This is a genomic window from Streptomyces griseochromogenes, assembly GCF_001542625.1.
GTDB classification, from domain to species: Bacteria; Actinomycetota; Actinomycetes; order Streptomycetales; family Streptomycetaceae; genus Streptomyces; species Streptomyces griseochromogenes.
Window position 1 is genome coordinate 3968008 of sequence record NZ_CP016279.1, and the last position, 23472, is coordinate 3991479.

Annotated in this window: 16 protein-coding genes; 13 read left to right on the forward strand and 3 right to left on the reverse strand. The window is 69.0% G+C overall.

Annotated elements, in window-relative coordinates; translation table 11 throughout:
• The first annotated feature begins 10 nt into the window (after positions 1–10).
• Genes AVL59_RS16800 through AVL59_RS16810 form a run of 3 tightly spaced genes read left to right on the forward strand, consistent with a single transcriptional unit; the run spans position 11 to position 3473 of the window.
• Entirely contained in the window at positions 11–496 is a 486-nt protein-coding gene (locus AVL59_RS16800) for an ATP-binding protein (protein ID WP_067304891.1), read from the forward strand.
• Positions 493–2229, forward strand: coding sequence for a sigma factor (locus tag AVL59_RS16805; RefSeq protein WP_067304893.1), 1737 nt, complete (start codon positions 493–495; stop codon positions 2227–2229). Before AVL59_RS16800 ends, AVL59_RS16805 begins: the two co-directional genes overlap by 4 nt.
• Positions 2229–3473: a hypothetical protein gene (locus tag AVL59_RS16810; RefSeq protein WP_159399932.1), complete on the forward strand. Its 1245-nt coding sequence runs from the start codon at positions 2229–2231 to the stop codon at positions 3471–3473. Before AVL59_RS16805 ends, AVL59_RS16810 begins: the two co-directional genes overlap by 1 nt.
• A gap of 197 nt (positions 3474–3670) precedes the next feature.
• On the opposite strand, the gene AVL59_RS16815 is transcribed toward AVL59_RS16810, so the two are convergent.
• Positions 3671–6517 carry a helix-turn-helix transcriptional regulator gene (locus AVL59_RS16815; RefSeq protein ID WP_159399933.1) on the reverse strand — a complete coding sequence of 949 codons (2847 nt, stop codon included), beginning with the start codon at positions 6515–6517 and terminating at the stop codon, positions 3671–3673.
• Positions 6518–8127: 1610 nt separating this feature from the next.
• Between AVL59_RS16815 and AVL59_RS16820 the strand changes: the two genes are divergently transcribed.
• Positions 8128–9465 carry an alkaline phosphatase family protein gene (locus tag AVL59_RS16820; RefSeq protein WP_237281519.1) on the forward strand — a complete coding sequence of 446 codons (1338 nt, stop codon included), beginning with the start codon at positions 8128–8130 and terminating at the stop codon, positions 9463–9465.
• A 108-nt stretch (positions 9466–9573) separates the two neighbouring features.
• Here AVL59_RS16820 and AVL59_RS16825 read toward each other — a convergent pair whose 3' ends face one another.
• Positions 9574–10200, reverse strand: a complete 627-nt coding sequence (locus tag AVL59_RS16825; RefSeq protein WP_079146738.1) for a thiol:disulfide interchange protein DsbA/DsbL — start codon at positions 10198–10200, stop codon at positions 9574–9576.
• A gap of 320 nt (positions 10201–10520) precedes the next feature.
• Between AVL59_RS16825 and AVL59_RS16830 the strand changes: the two genes are divergently transcribed.
• The 3 genes from AVL59_RS16830 to AVL59_RS16840 all read left to right on the forward strand — a co-directional run bounded on the left by AVL59_RS16830 (position 10521) and on the right by AVL59_RS16840 (position 12802).
• Positions 10521–11297 carry a hypothetical protein gene (locus AVL59_RS16830; protein ID WP_067304904.1) on the forward strand — a complete coding sequence of 259 codons (777 nt, stop codon included), beginning with the start codon at positions 10521–10523 and terminating at the stop codon, positions 11295–11297.
• A 175-nt stretch (positions 11298–11472) separates the two neighbouring features.
• Positions 11473–12066: a sigma-70 family RNA polymerase sigma factor gene (locus AVL59_RS16835; RefSeq protein WP_067304907.1), complete on the forward strand. Its 594-nt coding sequence runs from the start codon at positions 11473–11475 to the stop codon at positions 12064–12066.
• 520 nt (positions 12067–12586) lie between these two features.
• Complete coding sequence (locus AVL59_RS16840; RefSeq protein ID WP_067304909.1) at positions 12587–12802, forward strand: heavy-metal-associated domain-containing protein; 216 nt, start codon at positions 12587–12589, stop codon at positions 12800–12802.
• A gap of 197 nt (positions 12803–12999) precedes the next feature.
• Here the strand turns inward: AVL59_RS16840 and AVL59_RS16845 are convergent, their stop codons facing one another.
• A complete protein-coding gene (locus AVL59_RS16845) occupies positions 13000–13953 on the reverse strand; it encodes a ferritin-like domain-containing protein (RefSeq protein WP_237281520.1) in 954 nt (317 codons plus the stop codon).
• Between the two features lie 451 nt (positions 13954–14404).
• Between AVL59_RS16845 and AVL59_RS56395 the strand changes: the two genes are divergently transcribed.
• The 6 genes from AVL59_RS56395 (at position 14405) to AVL59_RS16875 (ending at position 23175) form a co-directional block, all read left to right on the forward strand.
• A complete protein-coding gene (locus AVL59_RS56395) occupies positions 14405–14998 on the forward strand; it encodes a hypothetical protein (protein WP_372450436.1) in 594 nt (197 codons plus the stop codon).
• Positions 14999–15120: 122 nt separating this feature from the next.
• Positions 15121–15753: an HNH endonuclease family protein gene (locus AVL59_RS16850; protein WP_067304912.1), complete on the forward strand. Its 633-nt coding sequence runs from the start codon at positions 15121–15123 to the stop codon at positions 15751–15753.
• A 274-nt stretch (positions 15754–16027) separates the two neighbouring features.
• Complete coding sequence (locus AVL59_RS16855; protein WP_079146739.1) at positions 16028–17770, forward strand: M4 family metallopeptidase; 1743 nt, start codon at positions 16028–16030, stop codon at positions 17768–17770.
• 1597 nt (positions 17771–19367) lie between these two features.
• Positions 19368–20477 carry a PLP-dependent cysteine synthase family protein gene (locus AVL59_RS16865; RefSeq protein ID WP_067304920.1) on the forward strand — a complete coding sequence of 370 codons (1110 nt, stop codon included), beginning with the start codon at positions 19368–19370 and terminating at the stop codon, positions 20475–20477.
• Positions 20474–21772, forward strand: coding sequence for an MFS transporter (locus AVL59_RS16870; RefSeq protein WP_067304922.1), 1299 nt, complete (start codon positions 20474–20476; stop codon positions 21770–21772). The genes AVL59_RS16865 and AVL59_RS16870 overlap by 4 nt, the downstream gene beginning before the upstream one ends.
• 434 nt (positions 21773–22206) lie before the next feature.
• Positions 22207–23175, forward strand: a complete 969-nt coding sequence (locus AVL59_RS16875; protein ID WP_245384519.1) for a hypothetical protein — start codon at positions 22207–22209, stop codon at positions 23173–23175.
• The last annotated feature ends 297 nt before the right edge of the window (positions 23176–23472 follow it).

The window sequence follows — 23472 nt, forward strand, 5'->3', positions numbered from 1 at the left end:
AGAAATCGGCATGGCCATCACGGACGGCTTTCCCACCCTCACAGCCGACCGCCGGCGGCCACACCCGACACCACCGCCAAGGCCGCCTCGCTTCCGGGCGCTGCGCGTCACCGAAGCGGTGGCCGCCGCCGTTCCGGAGTTACGTCACTTCGCGCGCCGTGCGGCACAGCGGTGGGCCGTTCCGGAGGATGCGAGCGACACCCTGGTACTCGTCGTCAGCGAACTGGTGACCAACGCCGTGCTCCACAGCGGCAGTGCGGACGTCACACAACTGATCGTGTTCGACGGCGTCGCCGTGACCGTCGAGGTCGCCGACTCCGGCCGGTGGCTGGTGCGTGACGCCAACCGCAGGGTGACGGAGGACGCGGGCGCCGAGTTCGGACGCGGACTGGACCTGGTCAGGGCCTGCAGCAGTTGGTTCACGATCCACCCGTCTGCCGTGGGAACCAAGGCCGTGGCCCGTATTTCCGTCAGGGTGTCCGGAGCCCATCGGTGACCAACGCACCGGACACTGTGCCCACCGACGCCGATCTCACCGAACTGTTGAGCACCCCGGCGTCCGATGCCGCGGTCGAAGAACTGCACCGGCGCCACCGTCAAGCGGTCTTCTCCTACGCGTACGTCTGCTGCCGCACGGTGCACAGCGCCGAGGACCTCACCTCGGAAGTGTTCGCCCGTGCCCTGCGAGCCGTCCGGTCCGGCAGCGGACCTCAGCACGCCTGGCGCCCTCATCTCCTCACCGTTGTCCGCCGTACCGCCGTCGCCTGGGCGGATTCCGGACGCCGCACCGACCTGTCGCCCGAACTCGTGCGCTGGCTCGCCGACCTGCCCCAGAGCCCGGACACCAGGAGCTGCGATGCGCGCATGCGTCTCCTTGAGGACAGCAGCCTTGTCCTGCGTGCGTTCCGCTCCCTGCCCGAGCGCTGGCAGACCGTCCTGTGGCACACCGGGGTGGAGGGGGACCAGGCCCGGTCGGTCGGTCGCCTGCTCGGCCTGGACGACGGTGGTGTCTCCTTGCTCGCCTCCCGAGCCAGGGAAGGCCTGCGCGAGGCCTGTCTTGCCGAACTCGCCGACAACCCCCGCACGGACGAATGCCACCGCTACAGCCCCATACTCGGAGCTGTCGTGCGTCGCACGGGACGCCGCGGCTCCGACGACTTCGACCGGCACCTGTCGGGGTGCTGGCGCTGCCGCAGTGCGCTGACCGAGCTCGCCGAACTCGAAGAGGGGCTGCGCTCGGTGCTGTCGGCCGCGGTCCTGCTGTGGGGCAGCGGGGCGTATCTGGCGGCCAGAACGACCGAAGCCGGCGTAGGAGCGGCCGGTACGGCGAGGAATTTCGAGATGCCGCGAGGCGGCATCTCCGCGGACCGCGACCGTGACCCGGCATGGCGGGCATGGGCCACGGGCGCCCCGCTCCGCTCCGCCGCGGTCGCCGGAGCCATGGTCGCCGCCGTCGGGCTCGCCGTCCTCGCCCTGCCGACTCGGTCGCACGGTCAGGGCGAGGTTCCCCCGTCCGCGCGGGCGGGCGCCATCCGCGCGAGTACGGTTCTCGCTGATCCGCCATCCGCCGCCAGCACGGCCGAGCCCTCCCCGCGCACGTCGTCGCGCCCGGCCGGACCGTCCCCCGCGGCGCCGTCCCGTACGGCATCGGCCAGACCGCCCGACCACCATCGGACTCACCTCGGATCCGTCACATGGACGGGCACTCTCCGCAACGAGGGACTCAGAACTCAGTGTCTCGAGCATGTCGGCGCGACGGTCGTCCACACCAGGTGCAACGGCAGCGAGACCCAGCTCTGGGAAACCCTGTCCTTCGCTCCGAAACCGGGCTACGGCCTACTGCGCAACGCCGCCTCCGGCGAGTGTGTCGACTACCGTGCGGCAATCCGCAGCGCGGAATATCAGGACGTATTCGACATCGGAATGCGCCCGTGCCGTGCGGACGGCGACGGGCAGCTTTTCCGCTTCGCCCCGTACTCGGCTCCCGGCACAGGCGCGACGGACGGCAGCTACGCCCTACGTGCCGCACTCGGCAACGGATACGCGTCCGAAGAACTGCAACTCGGCCTGCCCACGTCGCAGGGAGGGAACGCCCCTTCCGCGACGTCCGCCCCCGTCGCGCTCACGTACGACTACTTCTACAGCGCTCAACTCCGCTACCTCGCCGAAGGCATGCCGGACAGCCCGGACCATCCACCGCTCGTTCCCGCGAACGCGAAGGCTCCATGATGCAACTGCTCTTAGGCTTTCGGCCCCAGCAGCAGCCCCTGTCCGACGCGGCGTTGATGCTCGCGATACGCAAAGGAGAGATCGAGTCCTTTCGACAGCTCTATCGTCGGCACTATGCCGCGGTGCAGGCGTACGCCGCCCAGTGCACGGCAGATCCGCTGCACGCGCAGGAAGTGACCTCGCATGTCTTTGCCGGCCTGCTGCAACAGATGCTGGCCGGTGAGTCCCTCATCGAGCGCCGCCACCCCGGTTGCCTGCGTCCCCACTTGCTGGGCAACGTCCGTACGACCGCCATCGCGACCTGGCACCGAGAACCCGAAACCCTGGCACCGGACTTCCGGGACTGGGTCGCCGCGGGGTCCCGGTGGCCCTGGGGCGATGACGGACAACTGGCTCTCGCGTACGAGCGTCTCCCGGTGGGCACCCAGCTCCTTCTGTGGCACTCCCTGGTGGAACGGGACCCGTCCGCCTTGACGGCCCGCATCACGGGACTGGCCCACGTCGCGGTTCCGGCCGCGTGCGACCAGGCCAGGAGCGTGCTGCGGCAGGCCCGCACGGATCTGTATCTGGAGCGACTGGAGCGTCGGGACTGCTGGGATGCCGTCAGGCACCTGTCCTCGTGGCCCGAGGCTCCCTTGGACGCGCAAGCCGCCGCCCATTTCCGTGTCTGTCCCGCCTGCATGAGTGTCTACAAGGATGTGACCCGGCTCGACACCCAGCTCGAAGCACAGCTGCCGGTACGGCTGTTGGGTTGGTGGACCGGCGAACCGTACCTGCGGGCGAAGGCCGCCATCCCGGTGCCTCTGGGCGAACCCCCCTTCATGGCAAGGCTCCTGGACCGAGCGCAGAACCATGTCTCTGCCGAGCGTTCGGCTACTCTCCGAGGCACCGCGGCCGGAGTTCCATGGCGCCACCGAGGAACAAGGTGGATGTCGCTCCTCCGGCGTTGTCTTCGGGGTGATGCCCTGGCGGGGCACCTGCCGGACTGGCCACGGGCCAAGGCGACCAGGAACTCGGGGCGCCACAGCAGGAAGAGGGACTTGCTCGTGCCGAGCCGCTCAGGAGCCGCCGCCGCGCTCGGCGGCTTCCTGACCGGCATTGGCGTGGGGATGCTCTTGTTGACCGGATGTGAAAGGCACGACGGGCAGCGACCGCCTTCGGTGCCCGTACCCGCGCCGCCCCAGGACCAGGACGGCCCGTCGGCGCAGCACGTCTCCGGTGGCGTCGGCGGACTATCCCCGTGAGGTGCTGCATCACAGGGGCCGCTCCGGCGCGTCCACAGAGCGCAATGGGCACTCCCTGGATCACCTACACGTAAGGAAACCGCCGACGCCCAGCCGATCGGGCATCGTGCACACGGACGGGGTCCCTCAACGGCAAGGGGGTGAAAGGCGCTTCCTCACGGCCGGACAGCCTGGTCCCTCACCCCCCAAGTCTCCGCTCAACCCGACGTATCGCCGTTGTGGCTCACCGTCGCCAGATCGTGCCGGGAGAGCACGCCCAACTTCTTGCAGGCACGGGCAACATGCTGCTCCACGGTCCGCGGGGACAGGAACAGAGTGATGGCGATTTCGCGGTTGCTCAGCCCGGCACCGACGAGCTGTGCGACTTCCTGCTCGCGTGGCGACAGCCGGTCACCGTAACCGCGACGGCCGCGCCTGCGACGCTCGGACCCTGGATGGGCCCGCAGTTGCGCTCGTACTCGAGCGACATCCCATGTCGCGCCGAGGGCTTCGAGCTCGTTTGCGGCGGCGGACAGTTCCGAGATGCCGGCAGCGGTCTCCGGGCTGCTCGCCAGGGCGCACCGCCCGCTGGCCTCCGCGGCGAGGGCTGCTTCGTAAGGGCGGGGAAGCGTCTGGTACCGAGTGCAAGTGCGCCAGAAGTACTCGGCTGCCCCGGTGAGCTCGCCATCTGCCTCGGCCAGCAATGCCCGACACCACATCAGGGCTGCGTCGGCGGCCGGTGCCTGCCTGTCGGCGATGCCAGCCGCGAATTCGTCCACCATCGCCCGCGCCGTGCCCAGCTCCTCGGCACGGATGGTTGCTTCCACAGCCCACGGGGCCAGCTCGGCCGCCCACACCCACACGCTCTTCGCCTGCAACCTGCCCCATGCTTCGGCCGCCTCCCGTGCCGCGGCACCAAGGTCCTGGCGGGCGAGCGCGAGCCGTATGCGACCACCCGCGGCCGCCGCCACCAGCGGTACGGCGCCTTCGTCCCCGGTCAGGGCCGAGCCTGAGAGCCACCCGGCCACCTGGCTCCAGTCTCCCTTCGCCACGGCGAGCAGACCGAGCACCAGACCCGCGTGGCCCGCGATGAGCGGCATCTCGCCCGCCTCCGCCAACACCGCGCGGGCCCGGACGGCCAGGCCCGCCCAGTGGCCGGACATCAAATCCTGAATCAGCGACTTGGCCGATGCCATCTGTTGGAGGTACAAGTCACCGACGAGGGTGCCCAGCTTGGGGGCCTCGGCCAGCAGTTCGCGCGCTTGCGCGTACTCGCCCAGCCAGATCGCCGCGTCACCGGCGTTGCTCACGCCGCGGGCCGAGTGATGGAGAATCAGCGGATCTTCGTCATCCCGGGGAAGTTCCTCCAGAAGCTGCCATCCATCCGGATCACCCATGCTGAGCAGTACGGTCAACCGGTTCGCCGTGACCGCAGCCTGGATCACTTCATCCCCGCTGCCGGCCGCTGTTGCCTCGGCCCGTGCCAGCCAGGCGAGATTGTCCGCCAGCGATCCGGCGGGCCAGTAAGGCAACGCAAGCGCCGCCATGGCCCGCGCCGCCAGCGCTGGACGGGTACTCAACTCTTCGACCGCCTTGATGAGTTCCGCGCGTCCCTCGCTGTCCCGACCGATCTGATTGCCGAGGAGCAGCCCGAGTTCGAGCCGGATCTCGCCGCGCGCGGCGACGGGCAGCGCCTCGTCGTCGACCAGCCGTCGCAGGACCTCCACTGTCTGGTCGGAGCGCAGGCCGTTGTACGCGTTGCGAGCGAGCAACAAGGCCAGCCGAGACCGGTTCGACTGCCGGACCTGAGCATGTGCCAGTGTGTCCTCGAGCAGGGTGATCGCCAGCTGGTGGTTCCGGGCCTCGACGGCTCGAAGGGCGGCGTTCTCCACGCTCCGCAGCCAGTCCTCGATCTGGCCGGAGGCGAGCTGGTGGCGGGCCAGCCGGGCCCACGGCTCCGGATGCCGGACTGTCAGGGCCTCGGCCGCGCGACGGTGCATCTCCCCCCGCACCGGGCCGGGCATCAGTTGATACACGGCCGTGGCCTCCATCGGTAACCGGAACCCGTACTGACCGACACTGACCTCGTGCAGCACCGCGTGGGACAGCGCGGCCGTCAGCGCCACTCGGCCGCTTCCCGTCGGCAGGGCCGCGACCGAGATCAACTCGTCCTCGCTCGCGGCCTCGTTGAGCACTGCCGCCGCTCGCACCACACGGCGTGGCTCCTCACCGAGCGCTGCCATGCGGCCCAGTACCAGCTCGGCGCGCCGAACGGGTACCGGAGCCTCGTCCACGTCCCTGGCCGTCAGCCTGTCCAGGCCGGCCGGCGTGGCCTCTGGCCCGGGCAACGGACCGGCCTTCTTCAGCTCCGCCAGCAGATCGGCCACCACTTGTGCGATGCCGCCCGAGCGGTTGTGAAGACGGGCGACGAACCGGGCCGAGCAGCGGTCCTCGCCCAGCGCCTTGGTCGCCATCTGGCGGACCTCGGCTTCACCGAGCGGCCCTAGTCGCAGTTGGACGATGCCCAGCCCGGCCGGGTAACCAACCGGAGCGCCAAGCACCAGCCCGGGTGTGGCCAGCTCCTCAGGGCGATAGGTCAGCACGGCGCGCAGCCCGGCCAAAGGGCGGGCGAGGAGCTTGCGCAGGGGGTATGCGTCCTGCTCGTCCGCCAGGTGAACGTCCTCAACCACCAGCAGCGTCGGGGCACCGGTGTCGAGCGAATCCGCCAGCTCTCTCAGTGCGGGAGCCCCGAGCGGGTTCGACCGGGGCGGCGCCAACGCCCCGGCCTGTGGGCGTCCGGGAGGACGCTCGAACCGGACACCGCCCGCCGCCGGGGCGGTTCCGGCCGGCGGGGCGGGCTCTTGGCGGACGACGGCGCCCGAACCAGTGAACGCCACATTGAGGCGAGGCACCCGGCACAGCTCCGGAAGCGTGACAAGCCATTCGATGAACCGTGTCTTTCCCGTCCCGGCCTCCCCGCTGACGAGCACCAATATCGACGCACCTGGCTTGGCCGATGTCAGCGGCTCGCGCACCGCTGTAGCCCATTTCTGTTCACGAGTCACGGTTCCCCCTCAGTCTCATCTTGTTCCACTCATTGGTCGATCGATGCAGAATTCACAACTCTGTAACTCACGGCATATGGCGAGTCTGGTCAGGACCGCCACATCCCCCGACAGGGTGTGACCTGCGTCTGCGCTGTCCTTCGGGAATTCAGTTTTTCCCGTCTTCGGCTGCTCCTCTCGTCGGTGCCGTGGCGACCTTGCACCGGGGAGGGAGCGGGAGTGATCCGCGGTGTCCCGCCGCTTTACCGATACTTTAATTTCCCTGTTCGGCGGTCTGAGTCGGACAGCAGCGGCGCCGCCTCGGCGCGGTGCGCAGCAGATACGACCGACGACTCGCCGACACGGGCGTCGCGGCAGACCGCGTTGGTGCTGGACGGCCGAGCGGCAGGCCAGTGCCTCGCCCGCCTTCCGCCGCGGCCCGCCGGTTCCTGAACTCCCGCTGGGTGACTGGCTCGCCGAGTCCAGCGAGTGTGAGGCCAAGGAGATCCCCGCCTTTGCCAACGTCCTCAGCAAGGACCTCGGTGCCGTCATCGCCGGCGTCACGAACAATCAGGAGACGCTGGAACACGGACACCTGATCAATCGAGAGCGCCGAGCGGCACTGCTGTGGCCTTCGGTCCGGCAGATGGTGTCCCTCCGGTCGTGTCGTCACCGGCCGAGCCGGTTCGGCTTCGGTGGGGGAGGAATCCGGTGGCCGTCCGCGGTGGACGACGTCGGCCCGCAATACATCGCGTATCCGTACTTCGGCGACTCCTGCTTGTGGCAGCGGTATGGCAGCGGTCACCGTCGTGACCATGCCGCGCAGGCCCCACCAGCGGGTCAGCGGCGTCGCATGCGAGCTGTGTTCCCCGTAAGGAGATTCTGTGCCCCTGCCCGCGAATCCGTTACCCCGAGTGCGCAGGATCGTGCTGGTCCCGGTCGGCGCCGGTGCGGCCTTCGCGCCGTTGCCCTCCCAGGCCGATCGGGCGGTTGGGAACGGCCGGCCTGACGGTTCGTGGCTCATGGTCCACACCGAGAGTTCATGGGTGATGCGGCGTCATGTCACGTGGCGGGCACGGGACGTAGACGGGCGGGGAAGAACTACGAAATGCCGAGCTGCCGTGTCTTGTTCGGTTGGAAAGATGTGCAGGCAATCGAAAATTGCCATGGTGTGGGGCCATGCTTGATGTCGTACCGAAGAGAAAGCGCTGAGGGGAAGACCTGTGGCGTCTCCTTCCCTTGACACCCTTGACAACGCGATGGCCATCCCCGGCGCACTGGCGGCCTCATTGGTCGAGGTGGGTACCGGCGAAACGTTGGGCATGGAGAGGTCCGCAGTCCCATACGGGGTTTCGTGGACAGAACTGGGGTCTGCCGTTCTGCGAGCGAGCATGGAGCAGACCCGTCTCCCCGGCAACGAGGATGAATTGGACGAGATCATCATCTGTGGCCGTCTGAGGTTCCACATCCTGAAGATCTTCCCGTGTCAACAGCCGGATGGTCGGCAGACAGCAATCCACGTCACGTTCGATCGATCCCGGGTCAATTTTGCGATGGCGCGGCTCGAACTCAAGAACATGGCGGAGTCGGCGTGTCGCGATGTAATACCGAAATGCAGCCCGAGCATTCCTGTGCTGCCCCGACGTAACCCAGCCCTGCCCCGCCTCAAGGCCCTGGGCCGGTCCGGCTCACGGGCACCCCTGGGCACCGTCCTGCCCGCGGTCACCTGCTCCGCCCAGTCCACCTTTCTCACCGGTGTACCGCCCTCCGAACACGGCGTCGTGGGCAACGGTTGGTACTTCCGTGAACTCGGCGAGGTCCTTCTGTGGCGCCAGCACAACGGCCTCGTCGCCGGCGACAAACTGTGGGACGCCGCCCGTCGCGCCCATCCCGGCTACACCGTCGCCAATATCTGCTGGTGGTACGCCATGGGCGCCGACACCGACATCACCGTCACCCCCCGTCCCGTGTACTACGCCGACGGCCGCAAAGAGCCCGACTGCTACACCCGTCCTCCGGCCTTGCACGACGAACTCACGGAGAAATTCGGTACATTCCCCCTCTTCCGCTTCTGGGGCCCAGGAGCGGACATCGTCTCCAGCCGGTGGATCGTGGAAGCCACCCGCCACATCCTCACCACTCGCGCCCCCGACCTGGCCCTGTGCTACATCCCTCACCTCGACTACGACCTGCAGCGCTACGGCCCCCACGACCCCCGCGCCCACCAGGCCGCCGCCGAGTTGGACGCCACCCTCGCACCGCTTCTCGACGACGCCGCGGCCGAGGGCCGTACCGTCGTCGTGCTCTCCGAATACGGCGTCACCCGCGCCGACCGGCCCGTCGACATCAACCGCGTCCTGCGCCGCGCGGGCCTCGTGGAGGTGCACACCCAGGACGGCATGGAGTATCTCGACACGACGGCGTCCCGCGCGTTCGCCGTCGCCGACCACCAGATCGCCCACGTCTACGTGCGTCGCTCCGATGACCTCGACGCCACCCGCCACGCCCTTGTCGGACTGCCCGGAATCGACCAACTCCTGGACGACGAGGGCAAGAAGAGCAATGGCCTCGACCACCCGCGCTCGGGGGAGTTCGTAGCCGTCGCCGAGCCGGACGCCTGGTTCACGTACTACTACTGGCTGGACGACGCCCGCGCGCCCGACTTCGCGCGGCTCGTCGAGATCCACCGCAAGCCCGGCTACGACCCCGCCGAACTCTTCATGGACCCACAGAACCCCTACGTGAAGGTCAAGGCGGCCACGGCACTGGCCCGCAAGAAGCTCGGCATGCGCTACCGGATGGCGGTCGTACCCCTCGACCCGTCACCTGTTCGCGGCAGCCATGGCCGCCTTCCCGACCACCCCGACGACGGCCCCCTCATCCTCTGCTCCAGTCCGCACGCGGTCACCGGGCCGGTCCGGGCCACCGAGGTGAAGGCCTTGCTGATCGGTCTCGCGGGTGTCGGCTGAGACCACGCTGTGTCGTCGGTTGCGCGATCACCTCGGAGCTTGCCCGCTGGAGCCGAGAGTGAGTCGCGGCGGCCGAAGTGTCTCGGTGGCGGTCTCCTCGGTGCGTGCTCAACTAGCCTTCGTGGTGCGGTAGATGTGGTCGAGCACCGAGATGGTCTGGGTGGCACTGCCGGCCTGGAACGGGGAGGTACGTAGACGCCCACCCACAACCAGAGTGGGCGTCTCGGTCACCTGGTATCGCTCACGGAGTGCTGGTGCCGCTTGTACGGCGTCGGCAACTTTCTTGGATTCGTAGGCGGTTCGTACCGCCTTGACGTCGAGTCTCTGCGTGGCTGCCCACTTCAGGACGTTCGGCTCGGTGGTGAGGTTCTGTCGCTGGTCGCGCACCGCGTGGAAGACGGGGATGGCCTCTCGGTGTGCGAGGCCGAGCCTGTCCAGCGTGTAGTAGAGGCGGGCGTAGGCGACCATAACGGGCTTGTCCGTCCAGACTGCGGGGATTCGCAGCACCTTCACCGGGGGCTTCTGCCGGGCGGCCCACTCATTCAGCGGCCGTTCGATCTGGTAGGAATGCGGGCAGTCGTACCAGAACACCTCCACCACTTGCCGAGCGTCGACACCGGTGACCTGGTGCGCGAGCCGGATGTACTGCACCCCTTCCTTCGGTTCGCCGGAGGCGGCGCCGAGCAGGCAGGTGAAGACGGTGGACAAGGCGAGCAGGCGAGACAACCTCTTCATGGCGGCCACCCTTGCGCCATGCGTTGGGCGCACCCCGCCGACACACGCGATTGTCCCTCGATCGGATCAGTCGTAAGTCCTACGATCGAATTGTCCTGACGACCGCTGACGCAATGAGCCGGGTTGTCGGTGGCTGATCAGGCAGCGGGCGGGCCTGAGGAGCGCTTCAGCTCGGTGCCGGCCCCGGTGCGACGCTCAGTACACGCACCGGACGGTCGGCCACGGCGGGTTGCCTTGCGTGAGCGGGGCCGGGCGCGGATGCTGCATGGTGCGTATCCCGGTCATCGAGGCCCGGCCACCGGATGTCGAGATGGGGCGTCATGTCTGTCGGTGGGCTGTTCCGCGTGCTGCGGGCCGTGGTGTTCGCGGCCGTCTGCGTCGTGCTCGCGGCCATCGGCCATGTGCTGATGTCGGGCTCACCGTTGCCCTGGTGGGCAGTGCTCGCCTCAGTGACCGGAGTGGGAGCCGTCGCTTGGGTGCTCGGGGGCACCGAGCGTGGCCGGACCGGTGTGATCGCCCTGACGGTCGGCGTGCAGACCTGCCTGCACATGTGCTTCACACTCGCTCAAGCAGGTCGGCATCCGGTTATGGCCGCACCGGATGACGCGGCCGCGGTCCGGCAGTGGGCCTGCTGTCTGCTGCGCGGGACCGGTCCCGGTCCAGGCTCTACGGCCACCGCCTACGACCTGGAGTTGCGTTTCGGGCTGACGCGCAGGATGCCCCTGCCGGTGGCGCATGACATCGTCCCCATGAACCATGTCGGCCACCCGATGACCGGCATGGGTGGTGTGGCCGGCATGCATCAGATGGGGGGTATGACCGGAACGGCCTCCTCCGGGATGCTCGCCGCCCACCTTCTGGCCGCCGTGCTGTGCGGGCTGTGGCTCGCCCAGGGCGAGCGTGCGGCATTCCGCCTGCTGCGGGCGCTTGCGGACAGGGCGTTCGTGCCGCTGCTGCTCGTGCTCGCCGTACTACTGCCGTTCCCGCGCCGGCCGCGTCCGCGGCTCTGCCACCGGCGGGTGCGCCGTCCTCGGCGGCTGCTGCTCGGCCACACGCTCACCACCCGAGGTCCGCCCGGGGAGATCGCTGTCGTCTGACAGCCGGATTCCCGCGCCGCGACCGACGCGGCGCAGGCTCCCGTTTGCGCACGGGCGCGAGCGGATCTCTCTCACTCGTGCGCGGCCGGCGGGACAACCATGCCCGCCCGCCCAGGGCTTGAAGGTGTCCGCCTGTCGGCTCCGTCGCACGGGTTCGGTGAAAGGACCTCGGGCAATGAGCCCTGCCCTGCCCGCCGTGACCGATGAGACGGTCACCGCATGGGCCCTCGCCGCCGCGGGCGGCGACCGTGACGCGGTCGACCGGTTCGTACGCGCGCTCCAGCGCGATGTGCGCCGCTATGTGGCATACCTGGCCGGAGACCCGCAGAAGGCCGACGACCTCACCCAGGACACCTTCCTGCGCGCCCTGGGCAGCCTGCACCGGTTCGAGGGACGCTCCTCGGCCAGGACGTGGCTGCTGACCATCGCCCGCCGCGCGGTGGTGGACAGCATGCGGCACGCGTCCGCCCGGCCCCGGCTGACGGACACCGGCGACTGGCAGACCGCCGCCGAGCGCAGCCAGCCGCTGGGCCTGCCCGGTTTCGAGGAGGGGGTCGCTCTCATGGACCTCGTCGACTCCCTGCCGGACGACCGGCGCGAGGCATTCGTCCTCACCCAGATGCTCGGACTGCCGTACGCCGAGGCGGCTGCCGCGAGCAGGTGCCCGGTCGGCACCGTGCGCTCCCGGGTCGCCCGGGCGCGCCTGAGTCTGGCGGGGGCGCTGGAGGCAGCCGAACCGGTCCGCAAGGCGGAACCGGTCGCTGCCTGACCGCATGCGTCCGCCGTTCCGGACCCGTCGACGGGCAGACCGTCAGTCAACGGCCGGAGCGGCGAACGCGCCCACAACCTGACGAAGTACAGGGCGAGGACGAGGCAAGGCAGCGCCCCACCCTGACGTCATCGTCGGCCCCTCCCGACCAACCCCGTGAGTCCACTGTCAGACGCGTGCGACGGCGGGAGCCTGCCGGCCGCGACCCGTCAGTGGACAGGGTGTGGCGACACGGCGGCCAGCGGAATCAAGGGGGCACGCCCTGCGACTACCTGGCAGAAGTGTCGGCACGCCCGGGGGAGAGCCGACAGCCGAGCCGGGAGTTCGCGGGTGATCGCCGGTCGGCTTCGGTGCCCGCGCGGCCTCCGGGCCGCGCGTCGCTCTCGCGTGATCGACGCCACGGGGAACCCGACCGGTGCCCAAGCCGACCGATCCGAAGACGGCACCGGATGAACACCTGCGACGGTGCATCCGTTGTCCGAGGCATACGTACGCCTCACCGACACTCAGGAGTGGCGCCATGGCACGAAAGAACTACCTCGTCACCGGCATGAGCCGCGATCACTGCGCGGCAGGCATCACGGAGGAACTGCTCCAGGTCCCCGGAGTGAGCGAGGTGGACGTTGACATCGCGAAAGGCACCGTCACTGTCGACGGCGCGGAGCCGGACGACGCGCTGCTACGCGCGGCAATCGTCGAGGCGGGCTACGAGGTGCGTGGCTCGGTCGCTGCCTGAGGCGCGTACCGCGTCCGGCCGGGACGTCGTGTCAGGTCCGGCTTCAGCAGCCGGGCTCCCTCCTCGCCGAGGGTCGGAGGGTCCGGACCAGTCTGCGGGGCGGCGTTCACCGGGACCCGACACGGCCCGTCGCAGGGCTCTGAGTACATCGGCCACGCGCTCACCCCTCCGGGCTCAGGAAGCCGACCGGCGGTGGGTCATCTGCGTGGGCGGAACTGAGGGCCGTAGGTCTCCTTGGTGCCGGTGATCGGGATCTCCATCAGCCCCACGGCCGGAGTCTCCAGCCTGCGCATGCGCCGTACAGCAGCCTTCAGGCTACGCCGGTCGCCCTCTTCCCAGGCCGTGTCGAGCGCTTCCAGAACTGCGGTGTAGGTGTTGTCGAAGTCGTCCAGGAGCCGCTGGGCCTCGGCGGGCGGTTGGTCCCAGCCGCCCGCGGGGACCCTGGCCATGGGCCGGGTATCGGGGAAGTCCACCGGAGCACCGGTGAACTTCCAGTCGCCGTCGGCCTCACGCAGCCGTCGGCCGTGATAGATCTCGGCGAAGGCGTAGTAGTGCGCCAGGTGACCGTCCCCCTGGCCGTCGGCCGCAGAGGCCGCGGTGCCTTCACCCTGGTCTTTGATGATCTCGATCGAGCGCTCGACATCCTCGAGAGTCCTGACCGGCCTGAGTGTGTCCTCGCCGATGCGCTCGTGCATCTGCCGGTGCACTGACAGATCGGGCGCCACCACCCGGAAGGCTTTCAGTAGTTCCTCGTAGAAGACGCCGATGCTGCGTGGGTCGTGCGCGCCCTCGGTGAGCGGTACCGCGGGGGCTTCGATGGCCATCATCACGTCCCCGACGAGCGACTTGGTCAGGCCGGACAGGTACACGTTGACCCCCGGATGCACCCCGCCCGGCAACGGGCCCGGGTAAGTGGGTGCCGACTCCTTGATCCGCGGCCGTCCTCCCAGGCCTACCAGCAGGTTGCAGACGATACCGAGGTGATACATCTCGTCGGAGATGATGCGCCGGATCAACCGGGAGGCGTCACACTTCCGATTCTTGATGGACCACCAGCCGCACAGGTACGGCGGGATGGTGGAGAACTCGATTTCCACGGCAACCTGAAGGGCCGATCTGAGCCAGTCGACGCCGCGGTTCTCCTCTGGCACTGCGAGGAGGCGGACCGCAGCCCCGTGCTGTGCTGCGGCGTGCCGCTCGGGCGCCGACAGTCTGGGGGTTCGAGCGGGAGCGGCCAGTGAGATCGGTGTGCCCGCCGCCAAGGCAGCCGACGCCAGGAGAGTACGACGCCGGAAGGGGTCACCGGTCGACTCCTCGGGAGATCTTCTCGTGTTCGCCACCGCAGCCTCCGCACACACGCCCGCGATCCGGGCCCTGACCTCGAACCAGGTGCGCGAAGCTAGCAGCCTCGGCCGGCCTCTCCTCGGCGCCCGCACCACATGACGCGCACTCCCACGCCATCGGCCCGCGGCCGGGAACTCAGCGTCCGTCGGCCGCGACTACGTACTGAATGGAGTGAACCCGCGCTTCGCCGGGTGAGGTCTCGTACCGCTCCACACGGCGTGGCCGTGGAGCATGCACCTGCCCTGACCGCAGATCGTCGTGTTCGTCGCGGGCGCGCTGTCATTCACCCGCTCAGCCCCGCTTCGCGCGGGCTCTGCGGACCGGTCCGAAGTGTCTCTCGCCGCTGTGCCGCACGTGCTGATGACGGGGTCCATGGCGTGGATGGTGGCCGCTGTGGACTCCGCCGGCAAGGCGGTCGGCGGGGCGGGGAAGCGGTGTGATGCACGGCATGCGCAGGATGGACCCGGCGGGCTCCTCCGGCGCCGCGGCGATGGGTCTGACCTTGGCAGCGGGGTCGGTGGCTGTCCACCGGAGGCAGAAGCCAGGACGGTGAGTGCGTCCCCCGCGGCCGTGGAGTCGAAGACCTGGGGTCTGGACGACGGCGAGTACGGCGGGCTCTCCGCACCGACGAGGCGTTCGCGTCGAGGCGTTCCGGAGCGGCCAAGACGCCCGCGCTTTCCCTCGAACAATGGCTGCTCGGACGCCCTCCATCCCCTTGATCCAGCGGTCGAGCCTGTCTGGTTCTGGGTGTGTCCCACTGGGTGTCAGGGCGGGGGTGGCGAGCCGGTGAGCCGCGGTGAGGGGCTGGGCGGAATCCGGCCACAATGGCCAGCTTATATATCGTACTGGTGACCGAAGGGTGAAGGTGGCGTGGGGGAGTTGTCGTATCTGGTCGACGCGCGTAGCGGATGCTGCCGCGAGTGCGCTTTTGTCATGTGCGCATCTCCATTCCCCCCACGCATCATGGAGAATTCATGCACCGCGCCGCTTTCGGCCTGCCCGTAACCGCCCTGCTTCTCATAGGCGTCAGTGCCGCTCCGGCCCTCGCGGAGCCGCCTGCGCCGCCGTCGACCGCGACCGCCCGCAGTGAGCTGGCCGCGCTGACCGTGGCCGTGCCGCATTCGATGAACGGCTACGCCCGCGACAAGTTCGACATCTGGTCCACCCAGCCGGACGGCTGTACCACCCGTCAGGACGTCCTGGCCCGTGACGGCAAGGACGTCCAGGACAAGCCCGGCCATTGCCAGCCCGCCTCCGGCTCCTGGTACTCGGTCTACGACGACACCACGGTCACCGACGTCGCCCAGGCCACCATCGACCACATGGTCCCTCTCGCCGAGGCCTGGCGCTCCGGCGCCGACGGCTGGACAGCCGATGAGCGCAAAGCCTTCGGCAACGATCTGAAAGACCCACAGCTGCTGATCGCCTCGGAGTCGTCCAACAGCTCGAAGTCGGACAGCGGGCCGGCGGACTGGAAGCCGACGAATCGTTCCTTCTGGTGCACCTACGCCAAGGACTACACGCACATCAAGTCCATCTGGAAGCTGACTACCACCGACAAGGAGAAGTCGGCCTTGTCTTCCATGCTCGACACCTGCACCGGCTGATTGTCGGAGCGCATGTGCGAGCCCGCCGCCCTGTTGTTCACGTAGATCTCCGAGTCGTGACGAGGTGGCTGCGCCCGGCATGTTGCAGCGGCTCGTTGTCTTCTGTGGCCGCAGTGCGAGCTCAATCAGGGTGCCCTGATTGAGCCAGCACAGGACGAGCCGCCGCCGGGAGTTCAGTCATGGCCCAGGACGGTATGTCTGCGCGTTCGGTCTTCGTTCGTCGATTGGCAAGTTTTGGGCAACGCCAACTTAGACGGACTGGCATGTACACGTCATGTATGTGATTCTTCTTCAACCGCCGCAGGAGCACGAGAACTTTCAGCACCCTCGGTCGGCCCCACACCGGCCGGACATTCCCCCCACAAAAGGAGCTTGTGTGTCCTCCCGTAACACGCGTCACCAGCGCACAGCCTTGGCCGCGGCCACTGCCGTCGCGGCCGCAGCTCTCCTGAGTCCTGCACTCACTGCCACGGCCACCGCTCAGCCGGCCGCCGGCACCTCGCGCCTGGCCGCCGCCCCGGTCACTCTGTCGGGCGCTGCCCGTATGGGGCTGATTCAGAAGGCGCAGGCCGAGGCTGCCGAGACCGCACGGCAGATCGGCCTCGGCGTCAAGGAGAAGCTGGTTGTCAAGGACGTCGTCAAGGACGCCGACGGCACGACTCACACCCGATACGAGCGCACCTACGCGGGCCTGCCGGTGCTCGGCGGCGACCTGGTCGTCCACACCGCCAAGTCCGGCGCGACGCAGGGCGTGACGAGAGCGACGAAGGCAAACCTGGCGCTCGCCTCGCTCAAGCCGCAGATCGCCGCGTCCGCGGCACAGAAGCAGGCCCTGGGCCTGGCCAAGGCGGCCGGTTCGGCGAAGACCACCGCGGACCAGGCTCCGCGCAAGGTCATATGGGCGGTGAACGGCAAGCCGGTTCTCGCCTACGAAACGGTGGTCGGCGGCCTGCAGGACGACGGCACCCCGAACCAACTGCACGTCATCACCGATGCTGCCACCGGCAAGAAGCTCTTCCAGTACCAGGGCATCGAGACCGGCGTCGGTAACACGCAGTACAGCGGCAAGGTGGACCTGACGACGACCCAGTCAGGCTCGAACTACTCCCTCACCGACGCCTCCCGAGGCGGCCACAAGACCTACAACCTCGACCACGGTACCTCCGGCACCGGCACGCTGTTCTCCCAGTCCAGCGACACCTGGGGCGACGGAACCGTGTCGAACGCGGGGACGGCCGGCGCCGACGCCGCCTACGGCGCGCAGGAGACCTGGGACTTCTACAAGAACACGTTCGGCCGCAGCGGCATCAAGAACGACGGCAAGGCCGCTTACTCCCGCGTCCACTACGGCAACTCGTACGTGAACGCCTTCTGGGACGACAGCTGCTTCTGCATGACCTACGGCGACGGTTCCGGCAACAAAGACCCGCTGACCGCGCTGGACGTCGCGGGGCACGAGATGAGCCACGGTGTCACCTCCAACACCGCGGGCCTGGAGTACAGCGGTGAGTCCGGCGGCCTGAACGAGGCCACCAGCGACATCATGGGCACCGGTGTCGAGTTCTACGCCAAGAACAGCACGGACGTCGGTGACTACCTCATCGGCGAGAAGATCAACATCAACGGCGACGGCAAGCCGCTGCGCTACATGGACAAGCCCAGCAAGGACGGCGGTTCGGCGGACTACTGGTCTTCCAGCGTGGGTGACCTGGACGTGCACAACTCGTCCGGCGTCGCGAACCACTTCTTCTACCTCCTGTCGGAGGGCAGCGGCGCGAAGACGATCAACGGCGTGAACTACGACTCGCCGACGCACGACGGTTCCACGGTCACCGGCATCGGCCGGGACAAGGCGCTGCAGATCTGGTACAAGGCGCTGACGACGTACTTCACGTCGACCACCGACTACGCGGGCGCGCGCAAGGGCACCCTCTCCGCGGCGTCCGACCTGTACGGCGCCTCCAGCGCCGAGTACAAGGCGGTCGCGGCGGCCTGGTCGGCAGTCAACGTCAACTGAGGCATTCATTCGTGAAGGACGGCACCCGGGCATGGCCCGGGTGCCGCATGCTCAGATCCACGGCTCTGACGACGTCTTGGCCGACGGGCAGGCGGTTCTAGCCGGCCTTGCCCATCACCTGGGCGTCATGCTCCCTCCGGCACACCCCAGAGTGCTCCCGGCTCACACGGGGTGCTGGATCCGACGTTCGTCACCACCGGCAGGATCGCAGGCCCGCCGTCCGCGGCCGTGTACCCGCACGGGCTCAGGTGCCGCTCCATGAGGCTGAGCCGGACGGGTGTCAACGGCCTGGCAGGTGTGGCTTGTTCACACCCTGCTCTCGTAACTCGAAATGCTGGGGCTACGCCGGCGGGTTAGGATCGCGGCGTGATTTCGGCCTGGTCTTCCTCCGGCGTGCAGCGGAGCCGCTCATCAGCGGCTCTGTGGCGTGTGCTGGGACTGGGCCTGCTCCTCTTCGGGATGCTGTACACGCACGCCTTCGATCCGGACTCGACGGTCAGTCACCTCACTCCTGACGCAGGTGTATTGGCATCAGGGACTCACTTTCCGGCCTTCGTCGAAGGTGGAAGCGTGGCGAGTGCCGCATCGGAATCATCTGCGGGCCGGCAGAGCGAGAGCCCTCACGACGGCGACGGGCAGCAGCATGCCGGCGAGGACTGTGCGCTGGGACACCCGCCGCAGGGACCCGATCTGGTCGTGCCCTGCCTCTCCCCGCTGAATTCCGAGGGCGACGAGGGCCGGATGCCCTGGTCTCTGCCCGTGAGTCACTCCGCTGCGCGGGACCTTGTCGCCCCGATGACGCATGCGGCGGACTCGGCGGTTCTACGTATCTAGGTCGACGCTTCCAGAACCGGTTCAGGTCTTCGCGAGAGACACGACTCAGCCCCAGGCCGGGGTCGTGCTCCCTTGTCGCGACCGGTTCACGGCGTTCGACCTCCTGCGCATGGCGTTCTTCGGTGTGACGCGGGGATGGTCGACGGCTCGTTCCCTCACCACCCACTGATCTCCGCCCGTGCCGTGAGTGTTCCGGCGAGGGCAGCAGCCGCGCGGAGGACGTGTGCCGCCCACCTCTGTCACCTGCCGTGCCCATACCGCATGGGCGCGTCCGCTCTGCCGGAGCCGACTTGCCCGAACCGCCCTGTACGCCGTCCTGTTCGCGCTACTGGTGTGCCTCGGTGACCGACTCCATACGCCGGAAAAGCTGTACGACCGCTCAGCCGCCGCGTCGAGTGAATCCACCGCACCCGCGGAGACCACCGCGAGGGAGACGGTCGACGAGCCCGAGTGGCCCGACTCCTGCCTCGGCTTCCATCCTGGGGTCGCCGCGTTCCCGCAGTCGCCGACGCGCATCCCTCCGCCCGCCGTCACCGCACCGGTCCTGACGGTCGAGACGGACAGCCTGTCGCGCAGCCCCTCCGACACTGGGCGAGGTCTGCTCTCCACCGGCGGTAGATCCGTGCTCACAGCGATCTGTCGGTGGCGCGTATAGATGCCCGCCCCGCGGGCCGGCCGTGCCTTGGCCGACCGCCGCGCGACGCGCTCGACCGCCGCGCGAGACGAGCATCCATACGCGTCACACCGAATGAGAGCGAAAGCAATGCACTCCTTGACCACGAGCGACTTCACCCCGGCCGGCTCCACCCTCCAAGGGCTGGTCGGCAACACCGCCGTCCTGCATGTGTCCCAGCCCTTCACCCCGCCCGACCGAGGCTTCTGGGCCAAGCTCGAGGGCTTCAACCCTGGCGGCATCAAGGACCGTCCCGCCCTGCACATGGTCGAACGCGTCCGCGCCCGAGGTGAGTTGCAGCCTGGACGTCCGATCATCGAGTCGACCAGCGGCACGCTGGGACTCGGCCTCGCTCTGGCCGGGATGGTCCACGGCCACCCCGTCACCCTTGTCACCGACCCCGGCCTGGAACCGTCGATGAACCGGTTGCTGGCCGCCTACGGCGCGACCGTCGACATGGTGTCCGAGCCGCATCCGACCGGAGGCTGGCAGCAGGCCCGCCTCGACCGCGTGGCCGAGCTGCTGGCCCAGCAGCCCGGCGCCTGGTGCCCTGACCAGTACAACAACCCCGACAACGTCGCCTCCTACACTCCACTCGCCCTCGAACTCGCTGCCCAGCTGGGGCACATCGACGTGCTGGTCTGCAGCGTCGGTACAGGAGGGCATTCGGCCGGCATCTCGCGCGTGCTGCGGCAGCTGTATCCCGGGATGCGCCTGGTGGGGGTGGACACCGTCGGCTCGACCATCTTCGGCCAGCCCGCCCGGCCCCGTCTCATGCGCGGACTCGGCTCCAGCATCTACCCGCGCAACGTCGCCTACGGGCACTTCAGCGAGGTGCACTGGGTCGCTCCGGGCGAATCTGTGTGGGCGTGTCGGCAGTTGGCGGCCTCTCACTACGCGACGGGCGGCTGGAGCGTGGGCGCCGTCGCGCTGGTGGCGGGCTGGCTCGCCCGCGAGACTCCGCACAGCACCAGGGTCGTGGCGATCTTCCCGGACGGGCCCCAACGGTACCTGGAGACCGTCTACAACGATCAGTTCTGCGCCGAGCACGGGCTGTTGGGAGTGACACCGGCAGCCGAACCGGATGTCATCGGCCGTCCCGATGAGAAGGAGGTCACCCGCTGGACCCGCTGTACGGCAGTGAGCGACCCCCTCTCCCTCACGGCAGAACCGGTCGGCGTGGAGGGCGGCGAGAAGTGAAGGCGATGCTCACGCAGATCCGCTCCTACGAGCGCAGCGTCCAACTCCTCCTGGTGAACCAGTTCACCATCAACCTCGGCTTCTACATGCTGATGCCGTACCTGGCCCAGCACCTGTCCGGAGCTCTCGGTCTGGCAGGCTGGCTCGTCGGACTGATCCTGGGCGTACGGAACTTCAGCCAGCAGGGCATGTTCCTGATCGGTGGCACGCTGGCCGACCGACTCGGCTACAAGCCGCTGATCGTCGCCGGATGCATCCTGCGCACCGTCGGCTTCGCCGCCCTCGGACTGGTCGACTCCGTCCCGGCACTGCTCGCGGCCTCGGCAGTCGCCGGATTCGCCGGGGCGCTGTTCAACCCGGCCGTGCGTGCCTATGTCGCCACCGACGCCGGGGAGCGCAGGGTAGAGGCGTTCGCGCTCTTCAACGTCTTCTACCAGGCGGGCATCCTGCTCGGGCCGCTGGTGGGAATGGTGTTGACCGGCCTCGACTTCCGCATCACCTGCCTTGTCGCGGCGGCGGTCTTCGCGCTGCTCAGCCTCGTACAGATCCGGTCACTGCCGGCTCGAAGGGCAGACCACGCCACGCACGCCGGTGCCGCCGACCGGGAGAGCGTGCTGGTGCAGTGGCGGGGCGTCGTGCGCAATCGTGCGTTCCTGCTCTTCGCCACGGCCATGATCGGCTCGTACGTCCTGTCCTTCCAGGTCTATCTCGCCCTGCCATTGGAAGTACGGCGGCTCGGCGGCCAGGGGGAGTTCGGGACGGCGGCCGTGGCGCTGTTGTTCGGCGCGTCCGGGCTGGCGACGATCTTCGGCCAGACCCGGGTGACGGCGTGGTGCAGGGCGCGGCTGGCACCCGGACAGGCTCTGGCCTGGGGGCTGCTGAGCATGGGCCTCGCCTTCGTACCGCTGCTCGCGGCCACGGCCGTAGGCGTTCCGGACGAGGGAATCGGGCGCCGGCTGCTCGCCGCCGTACCGCCGACACTGGCCGCGCTGCTGCTGGCGCTGGGGACGATGATCGCGTACCCGTTCGAGATGGACACGATCGTCCAACTCTCCGGTGACCGTCTCGTGGCCACGCACTACGGGCTGTACAACACCATCTGCGGCATCGGCATCACGCTGGGCAATCTGCTCACCGGAGCCGCTCTCGACGCGGCACGCTCGGCCGGCATGTCCGCGCTGCCGTGGCTGGCGCTGCTCGTGCTCGGAGTGGCCTGTGCCGGATCCCTCTACGGACTGCATCGAGCCGGTCACCTGACCTCCACGACCGCTGAACCCGAGCCCGCCGTGGCCTGACGTCCGAACGACTCGGGGCGGGGGCGGGCGGCAGCGTCGCCGCTGCCGCCCGCCCCCGCCCCTGGTCTCGGAGATGAGGAGATTTTGGGACGACCCGGCAAGGGGCACATCTGCCGCTACGGCGAACGCCACTTCCGCGAATGCCAGGTCGTTCGAGAATCCCGGGCCTCCGCCTTCTCGAACGACCTGGCATCCCAGCAGGTCAACGGCTCGCTATCTGAAGGATGCGCTGCGTCAGGGCACCGCGTAGCGCCCGTCGAGAGGGGCGAGCAGGAGCAGGTGGTACGGCCCGTCCCTCGATCCGCACGGACCGAGGGACGCCTCATGCCCGGTGCCAGGGCCGGCACAGCGCGCCCCGGCAGCACGGGGTTTACGGTCGGGAACCGTGGCGGGGCCGGGTCGCGTCCTTTTCCGGAACCGTGGAAGGGACGCCCATGAGCCTCGACCCACCCCGCCCGTCCGGGCGGTCGCCATACGGCGGGCCGCGGCCCGCGGGCGACCCGCCGCGGCCGTACACGCCGCTGTGGCGACGGCTGCGTGAGGACGAATGGCCGCCGCTGGGTGAGGTGTTGCGGGGGAGGCGGGAGCAGGCGGCCCCCGGGGTGTTGCTGGTGCTGGTCCTCCCGTGCCTGTGGTGGCTGACCGTGCCGCTGCTGGTCGGCTACCAACTGGCCCGTACGGCCCGCCGCATGGCACGCCGGGTCTTCCCCGTACGTCCGGCAGGGCACGTCGAGGATCCCGAGGTGCTCCGGGTACAGCGGGTGCGGGCCAGGGTGGCCCTCGTCATTTCGGTGGGGCTGTTGGCCGCGTTCGGTGGCTGGCAGGACGTGGCGGGGGCACAGAAGCAGTTCCTGGACCGGCTGTTGTTCGCGCCCTGGCTGGCGCTGTTGAGTGCGGTGGTGGTGGCGGCGCCGCTCTTCTGGGCGGCCGGGCCCGGGACGCGGCGGGTCATGCGGACGCAGCTGTGGCCGGCCGGCCGGTCGGCCCTGTGGTACTTCGGCGCCTGGACGCTGGTGCCGCTGCTGTTGACGGCGGCGGGCAAGGGGATGGGGCTGCTGCCCAGCAGCGCCAACGGGCTGTTCGGGCTGCTGCTCTGGGCGTCCGTGATGTTCGTGTGCTGGGCGCCGTTCTGGTGGGTGATCTTCTTCCTCTGCTTCGCCTCCGGTCCGGCGCTGCGCCACGCCTTCAACCTGTCCGCCGTGCACGCGGCGCTGCCCGCGCTGGTCACCACCGTGCTGGTCTGGGTGTTCGCCTTCCTCGGCCTGTCGTCGGGCGGCCTGCCACCGGGCCCGGTGCCGCTCGCGGTCTGCGCGTTCCTCGGTGGCCCGGTGTCGGTGACGGCATTGGCCTGGTGGGAGATCCACCGGCTGCGGCGGCGGCACGGGGTGCGTTGGCGGGGTTAGCGCCGCGGAGCTGCGTGTTCCGTTCGGCCGGACGCGGCATGGCGGCACGCCAGGCCGCGGCGAGCGCTCGCACGGAGGCCGCACGCAGACAACTCTTCGACGGCCGCACACACCGAAACAGCTCTGGACGGGGCGCGGGTTCGACCGCGTTGAGGCTGGGGATTCAAACACTCCCTGAACGCTTCCGGCCCGGGCCGGCCCCGGCCGAAAGCGTTCAGGACGGCGAGCGGCAGAGCGGATGGTTGGCCAGGAATCCGCAGGTCACAGCTCCGTCATATGAGGCGGGGCGTGAGGCCT